The 6016-nt window shown below is 33.4% G+C and carries 6 protein-coding genes; 3 read left to right on the top strand and 3 right to left on the bottom strand.

Going from position 1 to position 6016, the window contains the following annotated elements; all coding sequences use genetic code 11:
* Positions 1-72 precede the first annotated feature (72 nt).
* Together DTUR_RS09365 and DTUR_RS09360 are read left to right on the top strand one after the other, a co-directional pair.
* Positions 73-750 carry a Crp/Fnr family transcriptional regulator gene (locus DTUR_RS09365; protein ID WP_012584159.1) on the top strand — a complete coding sequence of 226 codons (678 nt, stop codon included), beginning with the start codon at positions 73-75 and terminating at the stop codon, positions 748-750.
* A 6-nt stretch (positions 751-756) separates the two neighbouring features.
* On the top strand, positions 757-1668 hold the full coding sequence (locus tag DTUR_RS09360) for an RluA family pseudouridine synthase (protein WP_012584158.1): 912 nt from the start codon (positions 757-759) through the stop codon (positions 1666-1668).
* Here DTUR_RS09360 and DTUR_RS09355 read toward each other — a convergent pair.
* The 3 genes from DTUR_RS09355 to DTUR_RS09345 are packed head-to-tail and all read right to left on the bottom strand — an operon-like array spanning position 1642 to position 4619.
* Positions 1642-3348, bottom strand: coding sequence for an Rqc2 family fibronectin-binding protein (locus DTUR_RS09355; RefSeq protein ID WP_012584157.1), 1707 nt, complete (start codon positions 3346-3348; stop codon positions 1642-1644). The genes DTUR_RS09360 and DTUR_RS09355 overlap by 27 nt on opposite strands.
* A gap of 3 nt (positions 3349-3351) precedes the next feature.
* On the bottom strand, positions 3352-4302 hold the full coding sequence (locus DTUR_RS09350) for an aldo/keto reductase family protein (protein ID WP_012584156.1): 951 nt from the start codon (positions 4300-4302) through the stop codon (positions 3352-3354).
* A gap of 17 nt (positions 4303-4319) precedes the next feature.
* Positions 4320-4619 (bottom strand): hypothetical protein, encoded by a 300-nt coding sequence (locus tag DTUR_RS09345; protein WP_012584155.1) that lies wholly within the window; start codon positions 4617-4619, stop codon positions 4320-4322.
* A 129-nt stretch (positions 4620-4748) separates the two neighbouring features.
* Here DTUR_RS09345 and DTUR_RS09340 point away from each other — a divergent pair, with 129 nt between their 5' ends.
* Positions 4749-5939 carry an ROK family transcriptional regulator gene (locus tag DTUR_RS09340; protein WP_012584154.1) on the top strand — a complete coding sequence of 397 codons (1191 nt, stop codon included), beginning with the start codon at positions 4749-4751 and terminating at the stop codon, positions 5937-5939.
* Positions 5940-6016 lie beyond the last annotated feature (77 nt).

Here is a 6016-nt window from a genome sequence, read left to right as displayed (position 1 = left end):
ATTTTTATTGCTGTATTTTTCATGGTTAGGTTATAATCTTGATTGGAGACCATGTCAAAAAGGAGAGAAAAAATGGAAGTAAAAAAGTTTTTGAAAAATGTCCCTCTCTTTGAAGATTTTTCCGATGAAGAATTAGAAAAGCTTTTAGTTATATCTAAGGAGAAGACTTATCCTAAGGATGCGGTTATTTTTCAAAAAGGTGATTTAGGAAACTTTTTCTTTCTTATATGTTCAGGGAGAGTTAAGGTTATTATTGAAACAGAAGAGGGGAAAGAAGGTATTCTTTCTATTTTATATCCTACGGAATTTTTTGGGGAAATGTCTCTTCTTGATGGGGAGCCCAGATCTGCCACAGTGGTAGCTTTGGAAGAAACAAGGGTAATCATTATAGAGAGAAATGACTTCTTAATTCTTCTTTATAAACATCCGGAACTTGCTTTAAAGATTTTAAAGACTTTATCTTTGAGACTTAGAAAAGCAAATAGGCAGATAGAAACCCTTATGTTCTTGGATGCGCCGGGTAAAGTAGCAAGGCTACTTATTGATATTGCTCAAGAGAGGGGTAAGAAGATTAATAATGAAATTCTAATTGATCTTGAATTTACAAGGCAAGAGCTGGGAAATCTGATTGGGGTATCAAGGGAAACTACTACGAGGATATTAAAAAGTTTCGAAGAAGATGGAATTCTTTCTATTGAAAGAAATCAAGTAATAATCAAAGATGTTTGGGAATTAAAGAGAAGAATATAAGATCCCATGGAAAAACAAAGATATGAGATCTATGTAGAAGGTGAGAGTGAAAGAATAGACAAATACCTTTCTAAAAAAGTTCCCCTTTCTCGTTCTCAAATTCAAGATCTCATAGAGAAAGAACTGATTAAAGTAAATGAAAAACCTATAAAAAATAGTTATAAAGTAAAACTTGGGGATAGAATTGAAGTTATTATTCCTCCTCCTGTAGAGACCGAAGTTAAACCTCAGGATATTCCTATTGAGATAGTATATGAAGATGAAGATATGGTGATAATTAATAAGCCTAAAGGTATGGTGGTTCATCCGGCTCATGGTCATTATAATGATACCCTTGTGAATGCTCTTCTTTATAGGGTAAAAGATCTTTCTGGAATTGGAGGGGAGCTAAGACCAGGAATCATACATAGGCTTGATAAAGATACCACAGGTCTTTTAATAATTGCTAAAAATGATCTCTCTCACCAAAAGCTTTCAGAACAGCTTAAAAACAGAACTTTAAGGCGAACTTATTGGGCTTTATGTGAGGGGGAAATTCCTTGGGAGGAAAAAAGGATTGAGGCTCCTATAGGAAGGCATCCTATAAATAGAAAGAAAATGGCTATTGTGCCTTATGGAAAGATAGCGATCACCAATTTTAAAGTCTTAGAGAGATTTAAAGGCTATACCTTAATTTCTGCAGATCTTGAAACGGGAAGAACTCATCAGATAAGAGTTCATATATCTCATTTAGGGTTTCCTATAGTAGGTGATGAGGTTTATGGAAGGATAGATAAGAAGTTTGGGGTAAAAGGGCAACTTTTGCATGCTAAAAAAGTCTCATTTATACATCCAACCAAGGGTATACCTATGGAGTTTGAGATTGATCTTCCTGAGGAATTTAAAAAGGTTTTAACTCTTTTGAGAGAGAAGAGGTAGAGCATCTTCTGGTTTCGCAAATATGGTTTTTTCGTTTTTGTATATTACAAATCCTGGTTTTGAGCCTTTAGGTTTATTTACATATTTTCTTTTCGTGTAATCTACTGGAACATAAATTGAATATCTACCCTTACTAAAATAGGCTGCAAGAGAACTGGCTTCATAAATGGTATTTTCAGGAACTTCCTCATTGTTGGTCTTTATTATCACATGAGCTCCTGGAATTCCTCTTGCATGGAGCCATAAATCTTCTGGTTTTGCAATTTGGAAGGTTAGAGTTTCATTTTGTTTATTGTTTTTTCCTACATATATTTCAAAACCATCGGAACTCAAAAATTTAAGAAGTTCTGGGCTTTTTTCGCGTTTGTATATTATTTCCTTTGGTTCTCTTATATATCCTCCCTTTTCCAATTCCTCTTCTATCTCTCTTAACTCTGGAAAGGTCTTGGCATTCTCTATAGAAAATTCTAAAGAGTTTAAATAATAAAGTTCGTCTTCTAATTTCTGTCTTTGTTCTTTTAAAATATTTATTCCTCTCTTTAATTTTTTATACCTTTTAAAGTATTTTTGGGCATTTTCGAAGGCTGAAAGACTTGGATCAAGCTCTATTTCTACAATCTCCTCAAAATTATAGGGATTAGGAAGTATTATTTTTCCAACTCCTTTTTTGATCTCATCTTTATGGAAAAGAAGAATTTCTCCTTTAATTTTTAATTTTTCTGCATCTTCTCCTTCTTTTATCTGCTCATCAAATTCTTTTATTTTATCAGCCACTTTTCTGATATTCTCCTTTACTAGCTCCAAGAGCCTTCTTTGTCTTTGTTCAAAAAGGGTTTTATCAAAGGCATAGGAATAGACAAAATCAATAGCTTTATAAATTTTATCAAATTCTTTCTTCTCAAAGGTTTCATATTCTTTCAAGGGAAACAAGCTAAAGGTAATGGGTTCATCTTCATGAAAATATACTATTGGGGTCAATTCTTTTTTTATAATTTTTTCCCTTATTTCTAATATTCTTTTCTTGATCTTTTCTTTATCTTTTTCCCCAAGAATATCATTCACCAATTGAGGGTTCATATAGGCTACTTCTTTTAAAAGTACATCTTTAAGGGATGTCTCTTTATTTAAAATTTCATCCAGTCTCTCTTCATTAAGATCAAGGATTGAAATCTTTTGGGTTTTAGGTGGGTATATATAGGAAATTCCAGGTAATATCTCCCTAAATCTACTTACTTCGCTACTTATATGTTTTATAGCATCTATAATAATATGGTTCTCGTTTAAAAGGATGAGATTACTGTATTTTCCCATTAGTTCTAATATGAGTTTTTTATCTTCCTCAGGAAATCTTTTTATTTTAAATTCTACAATTCTCTCTTGTGGTACTAAAGAGTAGTTTATTATGCGTCCCCCTTCTAAATGCTTTCTCAGAAGCATGAGGAAAGAAGGGGGACGGACAGGATATGGAAATTCTTTTTTTGTTATTTGAATCCTATAAAGTTGAGGGTGTACTGAGAGAATAAGTTTGAATCTTCCATGATTAGGAGAAAATAATTCTAAAAATATATCCGTATTTCCTATTTGATATATTTTCTCTACGATGGAGTTTAAAATAAGATCTTTTGTCTCTTCATAAAAGAGCTCTAAGGTTAATAAATCAAAACTTAACTTTAACCTCATCTTTTACTTAGGAGCGTTAGCAAGTATCTTTTCAATCTCTTCAAGAACATCTTCTGTAAGTTTAATATCTCCAGCCTTAAGAGTCTCTTTTAATTGATCAGGTTTTGAGGCACCTACAATTGCTGAAGTTATCTCTGGCTTTCTTAAGATCCACGCAAGAGCAAGTTGAGACATGGTTATTCCAAGCTCTTTTGCGATATTGGTAAGTTTTCTCACTTTTTCTATATTCTCTTCAGTAAGCTCATTTTTAAGCCAATCACTCCAGGATGCTCTACTTCCTGCAGGAATCCCATTGTTGTATTTCCCTGTAAGGATACCTTGAGCCAGTGGAGAAAAAACTGTAATTCCAATTCCATGTTTAGCACATGTGGGTATTATTTCTGGCTCAATATGTCTATCCAACATGTTGTATCTTGGTTGTTCTACCTGAGGAGGATAAGCATTGTATTTTATTGCTGTTCCAATAGCATTTTCAATCTGGGCTGCACTCCACACGCTGGTTCCCCAGTAAAGAATCTTTCCTTGATGCACTAAGTCGTCCATAGCTCTTACCACTTCATCTATAGGAGTTTCTGGATCATAACGGTGGCAAAAATAAATATCCAAGTAATCTACGCCTAACCTTTTTAATGAACCATCAATGGATTCCATTATGTGTTTTCTTGAAAGTCCTCTGTCATTTACATTCTCACTCATGGGCCAATAAACTTTGCTGGATATGACAAGATCTTGTCTTCTAATTCCAAGATCTTTTATGACTTTGCCTACTACCCTTTCTGCTTCTCCTCGAGCGTATACGTCAGCAAGGTCTATAAAATTTACTCCACTTTCTATAGCAGTAGCAATGCACTCTTTAGTTACATCATAGTCTACTTTTTCTCCAAAGGTGAGCCACGCTCCAAGTCCTAAAACACTTAACTTAACTCCAGCTTTCCCAAGTTTTCTATATTCCATTATCTTGCCTCACTTATTTATTTTTTAATTTCAATAATTTCCCCATTTTCTATTTCTTTTGAGATTATACTCCAAGAAGGGGAAAATTCAATATGAAGCCTCATAAGGTTAGGACATTTTGTGCCAAGAACATCTTTAAAAAGTTCATATTTTATTATTTGATCCATGTCTCCAAATTCGGGATTTGCTTCTTCCTTAGGTCTTACTCTTACATCAATGATTTCTCCACATCTTTTACATTTTACACTAACTATAAAAGAACTTGATGAAATTTGTGAAGGAGAACTGGAAAATAGTTTTTTAAGCCAGCTAAACATTTTTATCCTCCTTTGAAAGTTAATTTTAGTTACACTATAATTCTATCTATTGACAAAAAAAATTAAAAGTTGTTTAATAAAATATACTTTATTTTCAAGTAGAAACTAATAGGAGGATGATTAATAAACATGGTTTTTATTAGGACAGGGAGAGGGGGAAGAGCAAGCCAGCAAAGAGAAGTTAATAAAACCATAATACTAAATGCTTTTTTGCGTTGTAGAAATATTTCTCGTACTGAGATAGCCAAAAGATTCAATTTAAGTAAAAGTACAGTTACAAGGCTTGTTAACAATCTCATAGATGAAGGTATGATTATAGAAATAGAACCTTCAAGTGAGAAAAAAATTGGTAGAAAAGCAATAGTTCTTGGTTTAAATCCTGAGTATAGAAATGCTCTTGCTATAAAAGTTGGAGTTACCTATACCTATTTATCAAAAATTGACTTTGCTATGAATATAAAAGAGATAAAAAGTTTTCTTACTCCTAAGAATCCTCAAGATTTTCTTGATGAACTTGAAAAAGCCACCCAAATGCTTTTTCCTGAAGGTCTTGAAAAAACCCATGCAGTTGGTATAGGAATACCGGGAATAGTGGATAATACTTTTAAGAATGTAGTAGTTGCACCCAACTTAAATTGGAAAAACTTACCCCTTGGAGATATGATAGCAGAAAGGATGAGAAGGGCTTTTTCTGTAGAGATTCCTGTGAAGATGGATAACGAAGCAAATATGGCTGTTGTTGCAGAGGGAATGCTAGGAACTAAAATAGAGTATAACGATCTAAATATTGTATACGTTTATGTAGGGGAAGGAATAGGAACAGGATTAATTCTTGATGGAAAACTGTATAGAGGAAGATATAATACTGCAGGTGAATTCGGACATATGACCATTATGAAAGATGGTATTAAGTGTAAGTGTGGGAATTTAGGTTGTTGGGAAAGGTACGCATCCTTAGGAGGCGATATTGCAGAAAAGGCAGGTTTTGATCTGGAAAAGGAGACTGCAGAGATAGCTGATGAGAAAGCCCTTAAAAAGTATGTAGATGAATTAACTGTAGGTTTAATAAACATTATAAATGGGCTTAATCCAGATGTAATAATTCTTGGTGGGCCTCTTATTAAAAAAGATACTAAGGATGTATGGGAGTTTATAAGACAAGAAGTTAAGAAGATTGTTGAGGAAAAAAGTATAACCTCTGATGCTGGAAAGGTAAGAATTGAATTGACATCTTTTTTGGATTATCCTGCTGAGCTTGTTGGAGCAGGTATATGGGCATTCTGGGACATATTTGAGGGCCCTGTGCTTTCAACAGTATAAGATTTGTAGTTTAAACTTTTAAGGAAGGAGGTGAAATTTTAAATTAGATTTTTGTTCTTCTTAAGTTTCTTTAAAAA

Origin of the sequence: Dictyoglomus turgidum DSM 6724 (assembly GCF_000021645.1) — a bacterium.
Lineage (GTDB): Bacteria > Dictyoglomota > Dictyoglomia > Dictyoglomales > Dictyoglomaceae > Dictyoglomus > Dictyoglomus turgidum.
The sequence above is the reverse complement of the archived record's forward strand: the minus strand, read 5'-3'. Positions and strand labels throughout refer to the sequence as shown.